At 67.5% G+C, this 20,610-nt stretch carries 21 protein-coding genes; 13 read left to right on the top strand and 8 right to left on the bottom strand.

The features are described from left to right. The first annotated feature begins 49 nt into the window (after nt 1-49). The 7 genes from lepB to recO all read left to right on the top strand — a co-directional run bounded on the left by lepB (nt 50) and on the right by recO (nt 5,046). On the top strand, nt 50-844 hold the full coding sequence (lepB, locus tag KNW02_RS05725; RefSeq protein ID WP_216032311.1) for a signal peptidase I: 795 nt from the start codon (nt 50-52) through the stop codon (nt 842-844). Then, a complete protein-coding gene (rnc, locus tag KNW02_RS05720) occupies nt 841-1,530 on the top strand; it encodes a ribonuclease III (RefSeq protein WP_216032310.1) in 690 nt (229 codons plus the stop codon). The genes lepB and rnc overlap by 4 nt, the downstream gene beginning before the upstream one ends. After that, nucleotides 1,527-2,441: a GTPase Era gene (gene era, locus KNW02_RS05715; protein ID WP_216032309.1), complete on the top strand. Its 915-nt coding sequence runs from the start codon at nt 1,527-1,529 to the stop codon at nt 2,439-2,441. Before rnc ends, era begins: the two co-directional genes overlap by 4 nt. 8 nt (nt 2,442-2,449) lie before the next feature. Further along, entirely contained in the window at nt 2,450-2,785 is a 336-nt protein-coding gene (locus tag KNW02_RS05710) for a DUF1491 family protein (protein WP_216032308.1), read from the top strand. Nucleotides 2,786-2,846: 61 nt separating this feature from the next. Continuing rightward, nucleotides 2,847-3,785: an EamA family transporter RarD gene (gene rarD / locus KNW02_RS05705; RefSeq protein WP_431356741.1), complete on the top strand. Its 939-nt coding sequence runs from the start codon at nt 2,847-2,849 to the stop codon at nt 3,783-3,785. A gap of 89 nt (nt 3,786-3,874) precedes the next feature. Then, nucleotides 3,875-4,312, top strand: a complete 438-nt coding sequence (locus KNW02_RS05700) for a VOC family protein (protein WP_216032307.1) — start codon at nt 3,875-3,877, stop codon at nt 4,310-4,312. Nucleotides 4,313-4,320: 8 nt separating this feature from the next. After that, on the top strand, nt 4,321-5,046 hold the full coding sequence (recO, locus tag KNW02_RS05695; RefSeq protein ID WP_216032306.1) for a DNA repair protein RecO: 726 nt from the start codon (nt 4,321-4,323) through the stop codon (nt 5,044-5,046). 3 nt (nt 5,047-5,049) lie between these two features. Here recO and KNW02_RS05690 read toward each other — a convergent pair whose 3' ends face one another. After that, complete coding sequence (locus tag KNW02_RS05690; protein WP_216032305.1) at nt 5,050-5,481, bottom strand: META domain-containing protein; 432 nt, start codon at nt 5,479-5,481, stop codon at nt 5,050-5,052. 113 nt (nt 5,482-5,594) lie between these two features. Further along, the gene (locus tag KNW02_RS05685) at nt 5,595-7,223 is read right to left on the bottom strand and encodes an acyl-CoA dehydrogenase family protein (protein WP_431356740.1); all 1,629 of its coding nucleotides are present in this window, start codon (nt 7,221-7,223) and stop codon (nt 5,595-5,597) included. A 162-nt stretch (nt 7,224-7,385) separates the two neighbouring features. Between KNW02_RS05685 and KNW02_RS05680 the strand changes: the two genes are divergently transcribed. The 4 genes from KNW02_RS05680 to rnr are packed head-to-tail and all read left to right on the top strand — an operon-like array spanning nt 7,386 to nt 11,995. Further along, on the top strand, nt 7,386-8,150 hold the full coding sequence (locus KNW02_RS05680) for a sulfite exporter TauE/SafE family protein (RefSeq protein ID WP_216032303.1): 765 nt from the start codon (nt 7,386-7,388) through the stop codon (nt 8,148-8,150). Nucleotide 8,151: 1 nt separating this feature from the next. After that, on the top strand, nt 8,152-9,288 hold the full coding sequence (dapE, locus tag KNW02_RS05675) for a succinyl-diaminopimelate desuccinylase (protein WP_216032302.1): 1,137 nt from the start codon (nt 8,152-8,154) through the stop codon (nt 9,286-9,288). A gap of 7 nt (nt 9,289-9,295) precedes the next feature. Next, nucleotides 9,296-9,712, top strand: a complete 417-nt coding sequence (locus KNW02_RS05670; protein ID WP_216032301.1) for a GNAT family N-acetyltransferase — start codon at nt 9,296-9,298, stop codon at nt 9,710-9,712. Between the two features lie 39 nt (nt 9,713-9,751). Further along, the gene (rnr, locus tag KNW02_RS05665; protein ID WP_216032300.1) at nt 9,752-11,995 is read left to right on the top strand and encodes a ribonuclease R; all 2,244 of its coding nucleotides are present in this window, start codon (nt 9,752-9,754) and stop codon (nt 11,993-11,995) included. Nucleotides 11,996-12,067: 72 nt separating this feature from the next. Here rnr and KNW02_RS05660 read toward each other — a convergent pair whose 3' ends face one another. From KNW02_RS05660 to KNW02_RS05650, 3 genes are all read right to left on the bottom strand, one after another. After that, nucleotides 12,068-13,381: a short-chain fatty acid transporter gene (locus KNW02_RS05660; protein ID WP_216032299.1), complete on the bottom strand. Its 1,314-nt coding sequence runs from the start codon at nt 13,379-13,381 to the stop codon at nt 12,068-12,070. A gap of 124 nt (nt 13,382-13,505) precedes the next feature. Continuing rightward, a complete protein-coding gene (locus KNW02_RS05655; RefSeq protein ID WP_252733477.1) occupies nt 13,506-14,771 on the bottom strand; it encodes an HlyD family type I secretion periplasmic adaptor subunit in 1,266 nt (421 codons plus the stop codon). A gap of 347 nt (nt 14,772-15,118) precedes the next feature. Next, complete coding sequence (locus tag KNW02_RS05650) at nt 15,119-16,870, bottom strand: type I secretion system permease/ATPase (protein WP_216032298.1); 1,752 nt, start codon at nt 16,868-16,870, stop codon at nt 15,119-15,121. Between the two features lie 153 nt (nt 16,871-17,023). On the opposite strand from KNW02_RS05650, the gene KNW02_RS05645 reads away from it, so the two are divergent. Together KNW02_RS05645 and KNW02_RS05640 are read left to right on the top strand one after the other, a co-directional pair. Next, nucleotides 17,024-17,848, top strand: coding sequence for an MlaA family lipoprotein (locus KNW02_RS05645; RefSeq protein WP_252733466.1), 825 nt, complete (start codon nt 17,024-17,026; stop codon nt 17,846-17,848). Then, complete coding sequence (locus tag KNW02_RS05640; protein ID WP_216032297.1) at nt 17,835-18,434, top strand: MlaC/ttg2D family ABC transporter substrate-binding protein; 600 nt, start codon at nt 17,835-17,837, stop codon at nt 18,432-18,434. Before KNW02_RS05645 ends, KNW02_RS05640 begins: the two co-directional genes overlap by 14 nt. A 42-nt stretch (nt 18,435-18,476) precedes the next feature. Here the strand turns inward: KNW02_RS05640 and KNW02_RS05635 are convergent, their stop codons facing one another. The 3 genes from KNW02_RS05635 to KNW02_RS05625 form a co-directional block, all read right to left on the bottom strand. Continuing rightward, nucleotides 18,477-19,067, bottom strand: a complete 591-nt coding sequence (locus KNW02_RS05635; protein WP_216032296.1) for a cytochrome b/b6 domain-containing protein — start codon at nt 19,065-19,067, stop codon at nt 18,477-18,479. Beyond that, on the bottom strand, nt 19,064-19,519 hold the full coding sequence (locus KNW02_RS05630; RefSeq protein ID WP_216032295.1) for a c-type cytochrome: 456 nt from the start codon (nt 19,517-19,519) through the stop codon (nt 19,064-19,066). The genes KNW02_RS05635 and KNW02_RS05630 overlap by 4 nt, the downstream gene beginning before the upstream one ends. Before the next feature lie 137 nt (nt 19,520-19,656). Continuing rightward, nucleotides 19,657-20,559 (bottom strand): tellurite resistance TerB family protein, encoded by a 903-nt coding sequence (locus KNW02_RS05625; protein ID WP_216032294.1) that lies wholly within the window; start codon nt 20,557-20,559, stop codon nt 19,657-19,659. Between the last annotated feature and the right edge of the window lie 51 nt (nt 20,560-20,610).

Genomic DNA, 20,610 nt, shown 5'->3' with positions numbered 1-20,610 from the left:
ACCATGAACGCGCGATGACGCCGCAGCGCAATGCCACAAGGATCAGATCATGGCCGACAGTACGGCAGGCAAGAAAAAGGAAGGCCTCTGGGAGACGGTCAAGACCATCTTCTGGGCGCTGTTGATCGCCGGCATCTTCCGCACCCTGTTCTTCCAGCCCTTCTGGATCCCCTCGGGCAGCATGAAGGACACGCTGCTGATCGGCGACTTCCTGTTCGTCAACAAGATGGCTTACGGCTATGCGGCGGTGTCCTGCCCGTTCTCGCTGTGCCCGATCTCGGGGCGCATCCTCGAAAGCGCGCCCGAGCGCGGCGATGTCGTGGTGTTCCGGCATCCGACCCGCGGCGTCGATTTCATCAAGCGGGTGATCGGCCTGCCGGGTGACACCGTCCAGATGCGCAATGGTCGGCTGTGGCTCAATGGCGAGGAGGTGCCGACCGTCTCCGCCGGAGACTTCGTCGAGATCAAGGAACAGCAGGGTCCGCAGGGGCTGACCCCGCGCTGTGCCAATGACCCGGTGCAAGACGGCGGCGAATGCATCAAGCCGCGCTTTACCGAGACCCTGCCGAACGGCGTCAGCCATGACATCCTGAACATCACCGATGGCTGGATCGCCGATGACACGCCGACCTTCACCGTGCCCGAGGGCCAGTATTTCTTCATGGGCGACAACCGCGACAATTCCGAGGATTCGCGCTTTCCCCAGCAGGTCGGGGGGCTTGGCTTCGTGCCGGCCGAATTCCTGATCGGTCGCGCCGACCGGATCATGTTCTCCTCGGCCGGGCGCTCGCTTCTGTATTTCTGGACCTGGCGGGCCGACCGTTTCTTCAAGGCGGTGGAGTGAAGCCCGGCGCCGACATAACCGCCTTCATGGAACGCCTGGGCCACGACTTCGCGCGGCCCGAACTGCTGATCCGCGCGCTGACCCATGGCTCGATCGCCAGCGCGACGCGGCCCGACAACCAGCGGTTGGAGTTTCTGGGCGACCGGGTTCTGGGGCTGGTCATGGCCGAGGCGCTGTTCCGGGCCGACCGCCAGGCCAGCGAGGGCCAGCTTGCCCCGCGCTTCAACGCGCTGGTCCGGGGCGAGACCTGCGCCGCCATCGCCCGGCAGATCGGGCTGGGCGAGGTGCTGAAGCTGGGTCGCTCGGAAATGCTGTCGGGCGGGCGCCGCAAGGAGGCGCTGCTGGCCGACGCGATGGAGGCGGTGCTGGCCGCGATCTACCTGGATGCCGGTTTCGAGGTCGCGCGCGAGGTGGTCCTGCGGCTGTGGCAGGATCGTCTGGACAGCCTCGAGGACGACCCCCGCGACGCCAAGACCGCCCTGCAGGAATGGGCGCAGGCCAACGGCATGCCGCCGCCGGCCTATGAGCAGACCGAACGCGGCGGCCCCGACCATGCGCCCGTCTTTCACATCACCGTGCGTCTCAGCGATGGCCGCGAGGCGCGGGCGAGGGGCGCGGGCACCAAGCGCAGTATCGAACAGGCCGCCGCCCAGGCCCTGCTGGACCGGCTGGAGGGCCGCGAATGACCGACACCACCACCCGCGCGGGCTTTGTCGCGCTGATCGGCGAGCCCAATGCCGGCAAGTCCACCCTGCTGAACCGCATGGTCGGCGCCAAGGTCAGCATCGTGACCCACAAGGTCCAGACCACCCGCGCCCGCATCCGCGGCATCGCCATCGCAGACGCCAGCCAGATCGTCTTTGTCGACACGCCCGGCATCTTTCGTCCGCGCCGCCGGCTGGACCGTTCCATGGTCGCCGCCGCCTGGGGCGGGGCGTCGGATGCCGATATCATCCTCTTGCTGATCGAGGCGCATCGCGGACTGACCGATGGTGCGCGGGCGATCATCGACCAGTTGTCCGGGCTGGACCGCAAGACCCCGGTGGCGCTGATCATCAACAAGATCGACCGGGTGAAGTCCGAGGTCCTGCTGGCTCTGTCGCAGCAATTGAACGAGGCGTTCCCGTTCGAGCGGACCTTCATGATCTCGGCTGAAAAGGGTTATGGCTGCGACGACCTGCGCGACTGGCTGGCCGGCTCGCTGCCCGAAGGCCCCTGGCTTTACCCCGAGGATCAGATCGCCGATCTGCCCATGCGCATGATCGCCGCCGAGATCACCCGCGAAAAGCTGACCCTGCGGCTGCATGAGGAAATCCCCTACCAGCTGACGGTCGAGACCGAGGCCTGGGAGGAACGCAAGGACGGATCGGCCAAGGTCGATCAGGTGATCTATGTGTCGCGGCCCGGTCACAAGGGCATCGTTCTGGGCAAGGGCGGCGAGACGGTGAAGGCCGTCGGGCAGGCGGCGCGAGCCGAACTGGAAGAGTTCATGGGCCGTCGCGTGCATCTGTTCCTGCAGGTCCGGGTGCGCGAGAACTGGCAGGAAGAGGCCGAACGCTATGGCGAGATCGGCCTCGATTTCCGTGATGGCGACTAGGCAGGGGCATGGCTGAGCCGCGGCTGGCCGCCGGCGTCTGGGTCGCGGCCTATCTGGCGCGGCTGGGGCTGGCCAATATCCCGGCCTATGTGGTGGCGCATGGCGACGAGACCGCCGGCGCGGTGCTGGTCAAATGCGCCCGGCTGGACGGCACCGCGCAGCTTTATGCCCGCGAATGGGATTTCGAGACCGACCGGCGCCCCTGGCAGGTCACGGCAGACGGGCCCGAGCCCGAAGTCGATGCAGCCATCCGCCGCCAGCGCGGTTTCGACCCCGACCTCTGGGTGATCGAGATCGAGAGCCGGGACGGACGGACCTTGCTGGATCAGGACGGGCTGACCTGAACCGCGTCGGTCCGGGCCGGAGGCTCTGGCGCAGGCTTGGTTTGCAGCATATGCAATTCGCATGAGCATGTCGCAACCTCAGACGGGCGATTCGCCCCGCGGACTGGCCTATGCGCTGGCGGCCTATGGGCTGTGGGGCGTGCTGCCGCTTTACATGAAGGCGATGGCGCATATCCCGCCGACCGAGATCATCGCCCACCGGGTCCTGTGGTCGCTGCCGATCGCCGCGGCGGTCCTTCTGTGGCAGCGTCGCGCGGCCGATGTGGTGGCGGCGATCAGGAACCCGCGCCTGCTGGCGATGGCGGCGCTGACGGCGACGCTGATCTCGGTCAACTGGCTGATCTATGTCTGGGCGATCGCCAACGATCAGACCCTGAATGCCGCGCTTGGCTATTATGTCAACCCGCTGTTCAGCGTCCTGGTGGGGGCCACGCTCTTGCGCGAAAAGCTGTCCCGGGCGCAACTGGTCGCGGTCGCGCTGGCCGCCGCGGCGGTGGCGGTCCTGACCGTTCAGATGGGGCGGCTGCCCGCCGTGGCATTGGGTCTGACACTCAGTTGGGGGCTTTATGCGCTGTGCAAGAAAAGCCTGCCGCTGGGGCCCAATCAGGGTTTCACGCTGGAGGTGTTGCTGCTGACGCCGCCCGCGCTGGCCTATCTTCTGTGGCTGTCGGTGAATGGGCAGTCGCATTTCGCCGCCGGAAACCTGACCGATACGCTGCTGCTGATCGGCTGCGGCCCGATCACGGCGATTCCGCTGCTGTTCTATGCCAACGGGGCCAAGCTGCTGCGCCTGTCGACCATCGGGTTGCTGCAATATCTCACCCCGACCATGGTTTTCCTCTGCGCCGTGCTGATCTTCGGAGAGCCGATGGGAACGGCCCGGATGATCGCCTTCCCGATGATCTGGGCGGCCTTGGCCATCTATTCGTTCAGCCTGCTGCGCGGCGCCGGTCTGGCGCGCCGGGCGCGCCGCGGCGGAACCACCCATCGCGCCCAATAGGCGGGTCATCTGCCGGCACGGGCCGATCCTCTTGTTCCCGCCGTCCCGGCGTGACAGCCTTGTGATCGCATCGCTTCAGGAGGCAGGACATGACGCATCCCCGGCAGCGGATCACGCTGGTCACCCTTGGCGTGGCCGATCTGGATCGCGCGCGCGATTTCTATGCGGCATGGGGCTGGCAGCCGCATCCTTCCCCGCCGGAGGGGGTGTGCTTCTACCAGATGCAGGGTGCGGTGCTGGCATTGTTCGGGTTGGCGGATCTGGCCGCCGATCAGGGCCGGCCCGGCGCGGCCTTAGGGACCGGTGCCGTGACGCTGGCGCAGAACTGCACCGATGATGCCGAGACGGATGCCGTCTTCGCGGCGGCGCTGGCGGCCGGCGCGACCTGCCTGAAACGCCCCGAAAAGGTGTTCTGGGGCGGCTATTCCGGCTATTTTGCCGATCCCGACGGGCATGTCTGGGAAATCGCCACCAACCCGTTCTGGCCGCTGGCCGAGGATGGCTCGCTGACGCTGCCCGAGGGCTGAGACGGGCGATGGAGTGGCAGGCCGAAGGCACGGTGATCGCGCGCCGCCCGCATGGCGAGACGGCGGTGATCATCGACGTGCTGACGGCCCGGCACGGCCGCCATGCCGGGCTGGTGCCGGGCGGGGCCTCGCGCAAGCGGGCGGCGATGTTGCAGCCGGGGTCACGGCTGGACCTGCGCTGGCGGGCGCGCAGCGACGAGCAACTGGGCCATTTCAGCGCCGAACCGGTCCGGCTGCGCGCCGGGCTGCTGGGCGACCCGCTGGCGCTGGCCGGGCTGAACGCGGTCTGCGCGCTGCTGGTCTTTGCGCTGCCCGAACGCGACCCGCATCCGGCGCTGGTCGCCATGACCGAGACCCTGCTGGACGCCATGGAGGCGGGCGGCGACTGGGCCGAGCACTATCTGGCTTGGGAAATGCGGCTGCTGGACGAGATGGGTTTCGGGCTTGACCTGTCGTCCTGCGCCGTCACCGGCGCGCGTGAGGGACTGGCCTATGTCAGCCCGCGCTCGGGGCGCGCGGTCAGCCGGGCCGGGGCCGGCGAATGGGCCGACCGCTTGCTGCCCCTGCCGGCATTGATGGGGGGCGCGGGCGACAACCGTGGCAGGGGGCTGGCCGAAGGGCTGGCCATTACCGGGCATTTCCTGGAAACGCGGCTTGCGGCGCAACTGGTCGGCCGGCCGCTGCCAGCCGCCCGCGGGCGGCTGCTGCGGCGTCTGGAGACGGCCGAGGGCTGATCGCTACTGGGTGCCGCGCGCCTGCTCAAGCGCGCTGACGCTGCTGGCGCGGACACCATGCTCAAAGACCAGCCAGGTCGAGGGCGACTTGACCTTCAGCACGCCGCCAAAGAATTCCATCTCGGTCGCCTGCTGCAGCACCGAGAGGTAACGGTTCTCCAGCTTCAGATCCTTGCAGGCCATCTTGGTCGAGATGATCGGCGACAGGGCGACGGCAGGCAGTTCGGCATTATTGGCCGCCGAATAGCTGTTGCACGGACCTTGCCCCGAGACCCGCTGCTCCTCGACCAGCAGCGTGACGTTGCGCAGCGGCACCGCGGCCCCGTCCATTCCGACCAGCACATAGTTCCCGCCGGGAATGAAGCCCCGATCCTCTCCGTCGACCACGGTGGTTGTCGGTTCACAGGCGGCCAGTGCCAGGCCGGCAACGGTCATTGCGCCGGCTATTCCGAGGCGTGATGGGCGGGGCATGATCAATCTCCTTGGGCAAACAACGGATGGAAACGCGGTGAATCCGCTTTGGTTCCAGCAATGTAGCCCAGTTTGACCTAGCCCAACAGCCGCCGCGCGATCACCTGCGCCTGAATCTCGGCCGCACCCTCGAAGATGTTGAGGATGCGGGCGTCGCACAGGACCCGGCTGATCTGGTATTCCAGCGCGAAGCCGTTGCCACCATGGATCTGCAGCGCATTGTCGGCGCAGGCCCAGGCAATGCGTGCGCCCAGAAGCTTGGCCATGCCGGCCTCGAGGTCGCAGCGATGGCCGTGATCCTTTTCCCAGGCGCTGAAATAGGTCAGCTGGCGGGCGATCATGATCTCGACCGCCATCATCGCCAGCTTGTCGGCGACGCGCGGGAACCGGACCAGCGGCTGGCCGAACTGCTTGCGGTCCAGCGCGTATTGCAGCCCCAGTTCCAGCGCGTTCTGGGCCACGCCGATGGCGCGGGCGGCGGTCTGGATGCGGGCCGATTCGAAGGTCTGCATCAGTTGCTTGAAGCCCTGCCCGGTGACCCCGCCCAGCAGGTTCTCGCCCTTCACCTCGAAGCCGTCGAAGCCAAGTTCGTATTCCTTCATGCCGCGATAACCCAGCACCTCGATCTCGCCGCCGGTCATGCCGGGGGTGGGGAAGGGGTCGGCATCGTCTCCCGGGGTCTTCTCGGCCAGGAACATCGACAGGCCGCGATAGTCGCTGGTGTCGGGATCGGTGCGGGCCAGCAGGGTCATCACATGGGTGCGGGCGGCATGGGTGATCCAGGTCTTGTTGCCGGTCACCTTCCAGTTGTCGCCATCCTTCACCGCCCGGGTGCGCAGGCTGCCCAGATCGCTGCCGGTATTGGGTTCGGTGAAGACGGCGGTGGGCAGGATCTCGCCGCTGGCCAGCTTTGGCAGCCAGTGTTCCTTCTGCTCATCCGTGCCGCCGCCGATGATCAGTTCCGCCGCGATCTCGCTGCGGGTGCCAAGACTGCCGACGCCGATATAGCCGCGCGACAGTTCCTCGGAGACGACGACCATCGCCGCCTTGGACATGCCGAGGCCGCCCAGTTCCTCGGGGATGGTCAGGCCGAAGACGCCCAGTTCGGACAGTTCCTCGATGATCTCGATCGGGATCAGCTGGTCCTTCAGGTGCCATTCATGGGCGTGGGGCACGACCTTGTCGTCGGCCCAGCGGCGGAACTGGTCACGGATCATCTCCAGATCCTCGTCCAGCCCGGTGGCGCCGAAGGTGGCGCTGCCCTGATTGTCGGCGATCAGTTCGGCCAGCCGGGCGCGCGCCTGCGGGTTGTTGCCGGACATCAGGCCCCGCGCCGCCTGCGAGGGCTGCCAGTCGATGCCCAGATCCGAAAGCCGGGCGAATTCGTTCTGGCTCATCAGGATGCCGCCGGCGATCTGGGTCAGATATTCGCCAAAGCCGATCTGCGCGATCAGCCCCTCGATCTCGCCCGAGACGCGGTCGGACCAGGCGGAGAGCTGTTTCAGCGCCTCGACATAGGTGGCCAGCCAGGACAGCGCATGGGCGGCGTGCTGATGCTGTTCCAGCAGAGCCGCATCGACCTTGCCTTCGGGCGCGACCATGGCCCGCAGGGCCTCGGTCGCGCGGCTCTGCAGATCCTCGATCTCGGACAGAACGGCTTGGGTTTCCTGCGGCATGTCTTTCATCGATTCGTCCTCTTTCGGCATCGCAGCATAGCTAGGCCTTTCGCAGATGCAGCGCAACTATAATGCGCATCAAAGGCTGTTTGCGACCTAAAATGTCTCACCTGCCAAACCGTGGCGCCGGGATATTTGGTTGAAGAAGAAGCGGGATTTCCATTCCCTCGTGGCGCGGCTAGCGTCGCCGCCATGTTCGGGCTGGAGACATGGCAATTCTGGACGGCGATGGCCGTGACCGCCTTCGCGGGTTTCGTGAAGGGCGCGATCGGCTTTGCCATGCCGATCATCACCATGTCAGCCTTTGGCTCAATCATGTCGCCGACGACGGCGCTGGCGGCGCTGATCCTGCCGACGCTGGTGACCAATATCCAGCAGGCCGGCCGGCAGGGCCCGGCCGAAGCCTGGCGCTCGGTCGTCCGTTTCCGCTGGCATATCGGGATGGTGCTGATCTTCATCTGCGTCTCGGCCAGTTTCGCCCGCGGCATCCCGAAAAGCCTGATGTTCGCGCTGCTGGGGGTACCGATCGTCGGCTTCGCCCTGTGGCAACTGTCCGGGCGGCCGCTGGCCCTGCCGCTGCATCACCGCCGCCGGGCCGAGATCGTGACCGGCATCATCGGCGGGCTCTATGGCGGGATTTCGGGCATCTGGGGGCCGCCGCTGATCGTGCTCTTGCTGTCGCTGGGCGTCGAAAAGCGCGAACAGGTGCGCATCCAGGGCGTGGTCTTCCTCTTGGGGGCGGTGACGATGACCGTGGCGCATCTGACCACCGGTGTGCTGAACGCGCAGACCCTGCCCCTGTCCGCAGTGCTGTGCATCCCGGCCTTTGCCGGCATGATGGCGGGCTTTGCCTTGCAGGACCGGCTGGATGTGGTGCAGTTTCGGCGCTGGACCCTGATCCTGCTGGTGCTGAGCGGCGGGAACCTGATCCGCCGGGCCTTTGCATCATGGGACTGAGATGACCGACGCCGCCGACCTGACCGTCCGCCTGATCCGCTGCCCCTCGGTCACCCCCGAAGAGGCCGGCGCGCTGGTGCTGCTGGCCGATCTGCTGAAAGACGCGGGCTTCGAGGTGCATCGCGTGGACCGCAACGGTACGCCGAACCTGTTTGCCCGCTGGGGGGCGCGGGGCGCGCGCAGCTTTGGCTTCAACGGCCATACCGACGTGGTGCCGCCGGGCGATTTGGGATCCTGGACGCATCCGCCCTTCAGCGGCCATGTTGAGGATGGCACGATCTGGGGTCGGGGCGCGACCGACATGAAGTCGGGCGTCGCGGCCTTCGTCGCGGCGGCGGTGGATTTCGTCACCGAAACGCCACCCGACGGCGCCGTGATCCTGACCATCACCGGCGACGAAGAGGGGCCGGGCCGCGACGGCACCCGCGCGCTGCTGGACTGGATGGCCGAAAAAGGCGAGCGGATGGATGTCTGCATCGTCGGCGAGCCCACGAATCCCGAACTGATGGGCGAGATGATGAAGATCGGCCGGCGCGGCTCGGTCACCTTCCGGATTGCCGCGCAGGGGGTGCAGGGCCATGCCGCCTATCCGCATCGGGCCAGGAACCCGCTGCATGCGCTGACCCGCTATCTGAACGACCTGATCGCCGCGCCGCTGGATCAGGGTACGGCGCATTTCGACCCGTCCGGGTTGCAGATCACCAGCATCGATTGCGGCAATCCGGCCTCAAACGTGATCCCCGAACGCGCCTCGGCCGTGGTCAATATCCGCTTCAACGATCTGCACAGCGGCGCCTCGCTGACCCGCGATCTGACCGAACGCGCCCAAAGCGTCAGCGAGGAAACCGGCGTCACGCTGACGGTCGAGGCCGACATCTCGGGCGAGGCCTTCCTGACCGAGCCCGGCCCCTTCGTCGATCTGGTGCGCGGCGTGGTGCGCGAGGAAACCGGCCGCGACCCGGAACTGTCGACCTCGGGCGGCACATCGGATGCGCGTTTCGTCAAGGATCACTGCCCGGTGGTCGAATTCGGGCTGGTCGGCCGCTTCATGCATCAGGTCGATGAGCGGGTGCCCGTGGCCGAAATTCAGCAGCTGCAAACCATCTACAGGCGCATTCTGGAAAGATTTTTCACATGAGGCGCGGATGAGGATCGAGCAGACCGAGGATATCGCCGCCTGCCGCGCCCTGCGCCGCAGGGTGTTCATCGAGGAGCAGGGCGTGTCCGAGGCCGACGAGATGGACGATCTGGACGGGCAGGCGATCCATCTGCTGGCCTTCCAGGACGGCCAAGCGGTCGGCAGCGCGCGGCTGCTGCTGCAGGGCCATATCGGCAAGATCGGCCGGGTCTGCGTGCTGCCCGAGGCGCGCGGCACCGGGCTGGGCCGGCAGCTGATCCGCGCCTCGATGGATGTTCTGCGCGGCCGGCCCGGCATCACCCATGCGAAGCTGGGCGCCCAGACCCATGCCATCGGCTTCTACGAAAAGCTGGGCTTCGCTGCCCTGGGCGAGGTTTACGACGATGCCGGCATCCCGCATCGGGACATGATCCGCGAACTCTGATATGCCCGGCGCAATCGCCCCAATCCGCAGGCCCGCAAGATGACCCAGCTCCCCAGCAAGCAGCAGATCATGGACTGGGTGGCCGAGAACCCCGACGCCAATTCCAAGCGCGATATCGCCAAGGCCTTCGGCATCAAGGGCGCGCTGCGGATCGAACTGAAGCGGCTGCTGAAGGAACTCGAGGCCGAGGGTCATCTGGAACGCCGCCGCCGGCACTATCTGGACGCCGAGAAGCTGCCGCCGGTGACGGTGCTGGAACTGCTGGCCCCGGACGGTTCGGGCGACCTGTTCGCGCGCCCGCTGGAATGGCATGGCGACGGGCCGATGCCGCGCATCCTCTATCTGCCGCGTGACAGCGACTCCGCGCTTGGCCGGGGCGAACGCTTCCTGGCCCGGCTGGTCGAGGTCACGGGCGAGGATCACCAGTATCAGGCCCGGCTGATGCGTCGCATCACCGCCACCCCGCAGCGCATCACCGGCATCTTCCGCAAGGAGACCGAGGGCGGCCGGATCATCCCCATCGACAAGGGCCAGGACCGCGAATGGCGGGTTCGGGCGGATGCCACGCAGGGGGCGCAGAATGGCGAACTGGTGCAGGCCGAACAGATCGGCCCCAGGGGGCGGCTGGGCCCGCCCATGGCACGGATCATCGAAAGGCTGGGCGACCCCTCGGCGCCGCGCTCGGTCAGCCTGATCGCCATCCACCAGCACGGCATCCCCGACGAATTCCCCGCTGCGGTGATCTCCGAGGCCGAGGCGCAGAAGCCCGCCACCATGGAGGGGCGCGAGGATCTGCGCGATCTGCCGCTGATCACCATCGATCCGTCGGATGCCCGCGACCGCGACGACGCCGTGGCCGCGGTCATCGAGGAAGACGGCGGCGCCACCATCTGGGTCGCCATCGCGGACGTCGCCCACTACGTCAGCCCCGGCTCGGCGCTGGACCGCGAGGCCTGGACGCGCGGCAACTCGACCTATTTCCCCGACCGGGTGGTGCCGATGCTGCCCGAGGCGCTGTCGGCGGATCTGTGCTCGCTGCACGAGAATGTGGATCGGGCGGTGATCGCGGTGCGCATGCGGCTGGACGCGCAGGGCAACAAGATCAGCCACAATTTCCACCGCGGCATGATGTCCAGCCGCGCCAGCCTTGCCTATGCACAGGCGCAGGCGGCGGCGGATGGCAATCCCGACGACCAGACGGCCGCGCTGATCGACAGCGTCATCCGGCCGCTCTGGCATGCCTACGGACTGCTGCAACAGGCCCGCCACCGCCGCCAGCCGCTGGATCTGGACCTGCCCGAACGCCGGATCGAACTGACCGCCGATGGCCGGGTGAAATCGGTGAACTTCCGCGACCGCTTCGACGCCCACCGGCTGATCGAGGAATTCATGGTGCTGGCCAATGTCGCCGCCGCCGAGGAACTGACCCGGCGGCAGCGTCCGCTGCTGTTCCGGGTCCATGAAGAGCCGACGCTGGAAAAGATCGAGGCGCTGCGCGAGGTGGCGCAGGCCTCGGGCTTCACTCTGGCCAAGGGGCAGGTCCTGCAGACCAGCCAGCTGAACCGGCTGCTGGCACAATCCGAGGGCACCGATTTCGACGAGCTGATCAACATCACCACCCTGCGCTCGATGACCCAGGCCTATTACCACCCGGAAAACTTCGGCCATTTCGGGCTGGCGCTGAAAAGCTACGCGCATTTCACCTCGCCCATCCGGCGCTATTCCGACCTGATCGTGCATCGTGCGCTGATCTCGGGCCACGGCTGGGGCAAGGACGGGCTCAGTCAGGATGACATGGCGCGCCTGTCCGACACCGCCACCCATATCAGCGAGACCGAGCGCCGCTCGATGGCGGCCGAGCGCGACACCACCGACCGTTATCTGGCCGCCTATCTGGCCGACCGGGTCGGCACCGAGATGACCGGCCGGATCAGCGGTATCCAGCGCTTCGGCGCCTTCGTGAAACTGGACGAGACCGGCGCCGACGGCCTGCTGCCGATCCGCGAGATCGGCCGCGAATATTTCCACTTCGACCCCGAGGCGCAGATGCTGATCGGCGCCGATACCGGGCTGGAGATCGGCATCGGCCAGCGCGTCACCGTGCGCCTGACCGAGGCCATCCCGACCACCGGCGGCCTGACGCTGGAACTGATCGAGCTCGAGGGCAAGCCGCTGCCGCGCGGCCCGCAAAAGGGCAGGCGCGGCCAGGGCCCGCGCCGCATCTCGGTGAAATCCCGCCTCGCCGAGATCAAGCGCGCCAGCAAGCGCCGGCGCAAGAGATAGGGGCGGCCTGACCGGCCCCCTCGCGCTCTTTCCAAATACCTTCGGGGGTGTGGGGGCAGACAGCCCCCACCGCTACAGCAGATACAGCAGCCCCCCGATCAGCACCCCGGTGATCACCAGCAGCACCATGCAGAAGCCCATGATGTCGCGCGCCTTCAGCCCGGCGATGCCCAGCATCGGCAGGGCCCAGAACGGCTGCAGCAGGTTGGTCCAGGCATCGCCCCAGGCCACGCCCATCGAGACCCGCGCGATATCGGCGCCAAGCGCCTCGGCGGCCGGCAGCATCACCGGCGCCTGCACCGCCCATTGCCCGCCGCCCGAGGGCACGAAGATATTGACGATCCCGGCACTGATGAAGCTCCAGAAGGGCAGCGTCTCGGCGGTCGAGATCGAGACGAACCATTCCGACAGGCTGGCGGCCAGGCCGCTCTGGGTCATGATCGCCATGATGCCGGCATAGAAGGGGAACTGGATGACGATGCCGGCGCCGCCGCGTACACCCTCGTCCAGCGCCGCCAGCAGGCTGCGCGGGGTGCCGTGGCAGATGATGCCCAGAAACAGGAACAGGAAATTCACCACGTTCAGGTTGATGCCGCCGCCGCCGGCGAAATACAGCGCCAGCCAGATCAGTCCCGGCACGCCCACCAGCCACATCAGAACGGGGCTGTTTTCCAGCCGCTCGGCCGGGGTGGCATGGGCGGGCAGCGACGCCCGTTGCGCGTCCATGCCCAGGCGCGCCGGATCGACCAGAACCTGTTCGGATTCCAGCGGCAGCATCATCCGGTTCGCCAGCGGCAGCACGATCACCACCGCGGCGACGATGATCAGGTTCCAGACCGAGAAGATGGTGTCCGAGGTCGGGATCACCCCGATCTGATCCTGGGTGAAATGTCCCTCGGTGGCGATGGTCAGCGGGATCGAGCCCGACAGCCCGCCATGCCAGATCAGGAAGCCGGAATAGGCCGAGGCGACAAGCAGCCGGTAATCGACACGGATCTGCCGCGCCAGTTCCTTGGCGAAGATGGCGCCGACGACCAGCCCGAAGCCCCAGTTGATCCAGCTTGCGGCCAGCGACACCAAGGTGACCAGAACGATCGCGGAGCCGCGGGAATGCGCCAGACCGGCGATCCGCTCGAGGATCCGCCGCACCGGGGGCGAACTGGCAAGGATGAAGCCGGTGACCAGAACCAGCAGCATCTGCATGGCGAATTGCAGCAGCGCCCAGAATCCGTCGCCCCACATCCGGACCAGCGCGACGGGCGAAGTACCCTCGGAGGCGATCGCCGCCACCGCCGCGACCAGCGTCAGGATGATGACGAAGATGAAGGCATCGGGCAGCCAGCGCTCCATCAGGCGCGTGGCGGGACGGGACAGGGCTCTCAGCATGGGGTTCCTCCTCTGCGGGTCGTGCGGCAGGCTGCGGCAGCGCAGCAGGAAGTGCAACCCGACAGGCGCTTTGGGCCGCGCAGACGGCCAAAGCGCAACGAAGGCTAAGGCCGTCCGGCGGGGTTCAGTTCTCGCGGAAGGCGCGGTTGAAATAATCGCTCAGCGGTTTCACCAGATAGGTCATCGGGCTGCGCTCGCCGGTCTGGATATAGACCTCGACCGGCATGCCGGGGATCAGGGCCAGATCGCCCAGCTTGGCGAGTTCCTCGGGCGGGATCGTCACCTCGGCCCGGTAATAGGGCATCCGCGTCGCCTCGTCGATCAGCGCGTCGGCCGAGACCCTTTGCAGGACGCCGTCGATCTCGGGCGTGGTGCGCGAGGAGAAGGACGAAAAGCGCAGCACGACCGGCTGGCCGGGGCTGACCTCATCGACATTGATGGTGGCGAGGCGCGCGCCGATCACCAGCGGCCGGTCCTGCGGAACGATATACATCACCGGATCGGCCGGGCGGATGACCGAGCGGGGCGTGGTGACCTGCAGGTTGTAGATGATGCCGGCCACCGGGGCGCGGATTTCCAGCCGCTCGATCTGTTCGCGCAGGCTGCGGCGGCGCTCGGCCAGTTCCAGCTCGCGATAGCCCAGATCGCGCAGCTGGGTTTCGGCCTCTTCCCGCCGCTCGGCGCCCAGCCGCAGGCGCTGGATGTCCAGCTCGGTCTGGCGGGTTTCCGCCGCGGCCCGGCTGGCCTGCAATTCGCCCAGCTGACCGTCCAGCCGCACGCCTTCGCGCTGCAGCGCCAGCACGCGCGAGGCCTGTGCCAGCCCGCGGTCAAACAGGCTCTGCTGATCCTCCAGTTCCTCGCCGATCAACTCGCGCTGACGCTTCAGCGCGTCGATCTGCGCGTCGATGCCGACCACTTGGGCCCTGACCTGTTCGGACTGTTTCTGCAACTGTTCCAGCGACCTTTGCAGCGTGTCGCGGCGGGTTTCGAACAGGCTGCGCTGGCCCGCGATCAGCGTCACCAGTTCCTCGTCCGATCGGGCCGCCTCGACCAGAGGCTCGGGGAAGGTGATGGTCTCAAGATCCGAGCGTTCGGCCTCGAGCCGGCCGCGCCGGGCGAGAATCTCGAAATACTGGCCCTCGACGATGGCAAGCTCGGTCGAGAGCAGCGTCCCGTCGAGGCCGATCAGCAACTGCCCGGCATCGACCATCTCGCCTTCCTTGACGGCGATCTTTTCGACCACGCCGCCATCCGGGTGCTGGACGACCTGTCGTTGCTGCTCGACCTCGACCTGTCCCGAGGCGACGACGGCGCCGGCGATGCGGCTTTGCCAGGCCCAGAGCCCGAACCCGCCGAACAGGATCGCGATCGCCACGAAGCCGGTCATCATCGAGCCGCGCACCGACCAGCGCCCGGCCTCGGGCACGGGGATCGGCTTGGGCGGGGGCGGCGGCGATGGCGGCGGCACGTTGCCGGCCGCAGGAGGGGTCGGGCGCCGCCTCACCACATCGGCCGGCCGGCCGGCCTGCGCCCCTGCGGGGGCGGCTGCAGGCTGGCCCGGCGCGGGCTGACCGGCAGGCGGGGGCGCGCTTGGCTGCGGCGGCATGGCGGCTTCGGGCGGCCGGGCGGTCACGGCCGGCTGGTCAGCCCCGTGGGGCAGTTGCGGCTGTTGCCGGTCTGGCGATGCGGCCGGTTTCTCTCCGGGGGCAGCAGGTCCCTCGCGGCGGTTGTCCTCGGTCATGCTACACCTCCGCCGCGGCCGGTTTCCTGCGCTTTCCTGATCTGGGCCGAGTTCTGGACCATCTCCTGCAGCACCTGATCGCGGGGTCCGAAGGCGCGGCGGATGCCCTGTTCCATTACCAGCAGCAATTCGCATTCATTGATGGCGGCGGGCCGGTGGGCCATGATGATCACCACGCCGCCCTGCGCCTTGACGCGCCGGATCGCGGCGTTCAGCGCCTCGGAACCCTGATTGTCGAGATTCGAATTCGGCTCGTCCAGCACCAGCAGCACCGGGTCGGGATAGAGCGCGCGGGCCAGTCCGATGCGCTGGATCTGGCCGCCCGACAGCCGCCCCGAGGTCTGGCTGATGCGCGTGTCATAGCCCTGAGGCAGATCGAGGATCATCTGATGCGCCGCGGCCGCCCGCGCCGCCCGGACCACCCGGTCGGGGTCGGGACTGGGCGAAAGCCGGGCGATATTGTCGGCGATGGTGCCGTCGAACAGCGTCACCTGCTGCGGCAGATAGCCGATCAGCGAGCCCAGAACATCCGGGTCGAACTGATCCAGCGTGGCGCCGCCCAGGCGGATCGAGCCCGCGCCGACCGGCCAGGCGCCGATCAATGCCCGCGCCAGCGTGGTCTTGCCCGCGCCCGAGGGGCCGATGACCCCCATCGCCTGTCCCGGCGGAACCATGAAGCTGACGCCGCGGACGGTGGCGATGCCCTGGCCCGGCGGCGCCACCGACAATTGCCGGACATCGATCCGGGCTTCGGGGCGGGGCAGGGGCGTCCTTTGGGTCTCGGGCGGTTGCCGCGACAGCAGGCGCGACAGCCGCTCCCACCCGTCCTGGGCGGCCTGCACGACGGCCCAGCCGCCGACCAGCTGATCGACCGGGGCCAGCGCCCGGCCCATCATGATCGACGCCGCGATCATCGCGCCGGGGGTCAGTTCCTGCTGCAGGACCAGCCAGGCCCCGGCGGCCAGCATCGCGCTTTGCAGGAACAGCCGGAAACTGCGCGAGAAGACCGTGAAGCCCGACGACAGATCCGCCCCGCGCACGGCATTGGTCTGGGCTTCCGAGCGGGCCCTGCGCCAGCGCGCGAAGGTGGCGCTGCGCATCCCGAGGGCGCCGATCACCTCGCCCTCGTCACGATACAGATCCGCCATCCGCTGGGCCTGGGTCGAGGCGATGGCGGATTGTTGCAGGGGGCGCTTGGTCAACCAGCGATTCGCGATGGTCGAGACCACCAGGATCGCACCGCCCACGGTCGCCACCACGCCGAGGAAGGGGTGGAAGATATAGACCGCGGCCAGAAACACCGGTGCCCAGGGAAGATCGAACAGCGCCAGCAGGACCGGCGAGCCGATGAAGCGCTGCACCGAATCAAGGTCGCGCAGGCCGCTGGCGGCGGCAGCCGATTCGTCGCCGGTGATCGCGCCCTCGCGCAAGGCGGCGGTGAAGACCCGGCCTTCCATCCGGTCGAGGAACCGCGCCGCGATCCGCTGGGTCACGCGATTTCGGGCCAGATCGACCACGCCCATCATCAGGAACAGGAACACCACCAGCACGAACAGCGCCACCAGCGTTTCCTCGGATTGCGAGCCCAGAACCCGGTCATAGACCTGCAGCATGAACAGCGGCCCGGTCAGCATCAGCAGGTTGACCACGGCCGAGAACAGCCCGACCGCCACGAACAGATGCAGTCCCGCCGCGCGGGCCTGGCGCAGCTCGCCGCCGCCATCCTGAAGAAATGGTGCCTTGCTCATGCCGGTCTCGTCCCCATGCCGTCGTCCCGTACTGTTGTCACGATGTTGCCGGGCTTGCCGCCCCGCGTCCCGACCATTATTCCCCTTTGAGCGCCGACTGCCAGCACACGCAAGGCCTTGCGCCGCTTTACGCCGAAAAGGTTAGGAATTCGCTTGCGCCATCCCATCCGCCTCATCACCTGTCTGTCGCTGGCCCTGACAATGGGTCTGGCGGGATGCGCCTCGCGGCCGGTCATGCAGGACGGGATTCTCATCAACGATCCCTACGAGGCGCAGAACCGCCGCGTCCATGCCTTCAACAAGGCGCTGGACGCAAAGATCGTCGGGCCGGTGTCCGATCTTGCCTTGTCAGACGACGAACCGGCGCCCGCCGGTACCGATGCGGGCGGGATCAAGCCGCTGGATCTGGTCATCAACATCGGGTCGAACCTGTCGCTGCCCGGCAAGGCTGTCAACAGCCTGTTGCAGGGACGCCCCGGACCGGCGGCGAAAAACATTTCCAGATTCGCGGTGAACTCGACGCTGGGGATCGCGGGCTTGCTGGATCCGGCCGGAAGCCACATGGGACTGACCGAGGTCGATACCGATTTCGGCGAGACGCTGGCGGTCTGGGGGGTGCCCGAGGGCGCCTATCTGGAACTGCCGGTGCTGGGCCCCTCGACCCAGCGGGACAGCTTTGGCAAGGGTGTCGACGTGCTGATCGATCCCTTTGGCCTCGTTCTCGACTGGTGGCCGGGCCGGGCGGTGGAATACACGCTGCGGATCGCCTCAAAAGCCGGTGAGCGGGCGCGTTTCGGGGATACAGTGGATAGCGTCCTGCAGGACAGTGCGGATAGTTATGCACAGACGCGGCTGATCTATCTGATGCACCGCCGCCACGATGTCGGAGAAGAGGGAGCCGAGTTTGACCCGTATGACGACCCCTATGCCGAACCCGGTCAGGAGGCCGGCTTCATCGACCCCTATGCCGCGGAGTGACCGCCGCTCGGTCCTGGCGCTGATCGCCGGGGCGGCGGTGCTGCTACCCCTTCGCCCGGCCCTCGCGCTTGACGCGAATGCCTCGCAGGCTTTGATCCGGAATGCGGTGACCGATGTCTATGCCGTGATCAATTCCGGCCAGCCTCCGGCGCAGATGTATCGCCAGTTCGAGGCGGTCCTGGCACGTTACGGTGACGTGAACATCATGGCGCGCTCGGTTCTGGGGCCGGCGGCACGCCAGATCGACGCCGCGCAGTTCGCGGCCTACCGGCAGGCCTTCCAGGGCTATATGGGGCGCAAATACGGCAAGCGGTTCCGAGAATTCGTCGGCGGCAAGGTCGAGGTCGGCGCCGCCCGCCCGCTGAAAAGCTATTACGCGGTGGATGCCACGGCCTATCTGAACGGCCGTGCGCCGATGGAGATCGAATGGCATGTCTCGGACAAGTCGGGCCGGGTGCTGTTCTTCAACCTCATCATCGAGGGCGTGAACATGCTGGCCAGCGAACGCGCCGAGATGGCGGCGATGCTGGCCCGCCGCAACGGCGACGTGGCCGCCCTGACCGCGGATCTGCAGAAGGCCGGCTGAGCCGGAGGGCCGGCGCCCGCGGGATGCGGGCGTCGGCCGTTCTCATAGGCGCTGCCGCACCCATTTCCAGCCGGTGATCATCGGCCGCACCAGATCCTCGTTCTTCCAGTAGCGGTAGAACAGGATCACGCCGATATGCAGCAGCACCAGCAGCAGGATGATATTGCTGCCCAGGCTGTGCCAGCCGACCGCCTTGCGGGCGGTCGATCGGGCCACCTGATCGGCCAGAGGCCCGACATTGATGAAATCGTCGGGGTCCGAGATCAGCCCCGTTCCGACCTGAAAGAACAGGGCCAGAAGCATCGCCACGACCGAAAGCGCCCCCAGCGGGTTATGTCCGGGCCAGTTGCTGGGCTGGCGGCTGCCGAGATGGCGCAGATAGTCCAGAATGGCGCGCGGGCCGCGGATGAAACTGGCGAAACGCGCCGGCTCAGGGCCGACAAAGCCCCAGATCACCCGAAAGACCAGCAGCGCCAGGATCGCAAATCCGGTAAGGAAATGCAGCGTCATGATATCCGGCCCGAACTGGCCCAGAAGCCAGTTCAGGATGACGAGGGCGGCCAGCAGCCAGTGAAAGACGCGCAGCGCCGGATCCCAGACCCGGACCCGGCGGGCTTCACCCTGCAGGCTCATTCGGGCTTGCGGAAATCGTCATGGCAGGCCTTGCAGGCGCCGCCCAGCTTCTGCAAGGCCGGGCCGACATTGGCCTGGCCGCCCATCACCGCCTCGGGGGCGCCGGTCGCGGCCTCGCGGAGACTGGCAAAGCGCTGCGCGAATTCCTCGGGCTTTTGCCAGATCGCGGGCAGGGCACGGGATTCTTCGGCCTCGCCATCCGCCGAGCCGGCGACGAACAGCGACGGCACGGTATAGTTCGTCAGTGTCGCGATATTCGCGGCGGCGGTGGAGGCGGCCCCCTCGTCATAGGCGATATCGCCTTTGGCCATGCCGGAAAGCTGGCCCATATTGATGGCAAGCAGTTCCATGTACCCCTGTCGGGCCTCGATGGCGACTTCTGCGGATTGCGCGGCTGCCATCACGGGAAAGGCAACAAGGCTTGCGACAACGGCGGACTTGATCAGACGCATGGCTGGCTCCTGCTGGATATGACGGGACGTTCTCCCGCCCCGACCTTGGCAGAGGCCGGGACAACGATCAACCTGACCGAACTCCGATCACGCCATTGGCATGAGGCGCCGGCGGTGCAGGCTGGTGCCAAGGCGGATCAGCCGTAAAGCTGCGTCACGCCGACCTGCTGGTGAATCCGGTTCACGATCTGCGGGTCGATGCCCAGGGCCTGGGCGAGGCCGTGGAGATATTCCGCCTCGCGCTGGTTGTCGAAATCGATCGCCATCAGCGACATCAGATAGACCTGCGGCTCCAGCCCCTGCGGTACCTCGCGGGCCAGGGCCTGCGGGTCGATCGGCGCGGCCATCTGTTCGCCGATGAACCGGCGCTCCTCGTCGTCCAGCCCGTCGCCGAGATGTCCAAGCAGACGCTGCTTTTCCTCCTCGTCGATCTTGCCGTCGGATTTCGCCGCCTGGATCATCGCCCGCAGCATCAGCCCGGCCACGGCATTCTGTTCGGGGGTGGGCGCGACCTCGGGTTCCTCTCCGGTCGAGATGGCGTCGTTGAACAACTCGCCAAAACTCGCGTCGTTGCTGGCCTGCGAACCTCTCCGGGCCAGCCCGCCGGCGGCCGTGCCCGCGGCGGCGCCGCCCAGCAATCCGCCCAGCAGGTCGCCCAGCCCCCCATCCGCGCGCGTTCCCGGGCGCCCGACGCCTGCCCGGCCCAGAACGTCACCCAGACCGCCGCTGCCGCCGGTGAGGCTGTCGAGGATTCCGCCAAGACCGCCCTGTGCGCCCGCCGATCGCTGACCGCCATAGCGGCTGCCCGTCCCGGGATTGCGGCGCCCGCCCAGCACCTGGCCCAGAGTCTCATTCAGGCTGCCGCCCGATGTGCCGCCGGCCAGCAGATCGTCCAGCAGCCCGCCGCCCGATCCGCGCCGGCTGGTCGTGCCGGTGCCCGGATTGCTGCGCCCCTGCCGCTGGCTCTGCATCATGGCGCCGACCCCCTTGGCCAATATGACGCCGGCGGCCACGCGGGCCAGAGTTTTCATCAGGCTCATGGTCTTGTCCTCTCCCTGTTGTCGCGGCCCGTGGCACCGCCTTTTCAGCAG

The organism is Paracoccus marinaquae (assembly GCF_018860165.1).
In the GTDB taxonomy this organism is placed as follows: Bacteria; Pseudomonadota; Alphaproteobacteria; order Rhodobacterales; family Rhodobacteraceae; genus Paracoccus; species Paracoccus marinaquae.
Note: the sequence above shows the minus strand (reverse complement) of the source record. Positions and strands in the feature narration are given on the sequence as shown.